This is a genomic window from Streptomyces sp. 8P21H-1, from assembly GCF_013302945.1.
Genome location: NZ_JABTYA010000114.1, coordinates 1 through 322, shown reverse-complemented (window position 1 = coordinate 322; position 322 = coordinate 1). Strand labels below are relative to the sequence as shown.

General features: G+C 71.4%; 1 protein-coding gene. It reads left to right on the top strand.

What is annotated here, in order from left to right; translation table 11 throughout:
- Nucleotides 1-322, top strand: a 322-nt coding sequence (locus HO151_RS02020; RefSeq protein ID WP_254594639.1) for a lyase family protein, incomplete at both ends; no start/stop codon positions are given.

Below are 322 nucleotides of genomic sequence, written 5' to 3'. Positions count from 1 at the left end.
CCCCCGTGCACCCGAACGACCACGTCAACTGCTCGCAGTCGTCGAACGACGTGTTCCCCACCTCCGTCCACATCGCGGTCACGAGCGCGCTCATCGACGACCTCATCCCCTCGCTCGACCACCTCGCCGTCTCGCTCGAAGCGAAGGCCGACGCGTGGAAGGACGCCGTCAAGCCGGGCCGCACCCACCTCATGGACGCCACGCCCGTCACACTCGGTCAGGAGTTCGGCGGCTACGCCCGCCAGGTGCGCCTCGGCATCGAGCGTGTGCGCACCGCTCTCCCCCGCGTCGCGGAGGTGCCCCTCGGCGGCACGGCCGTCGG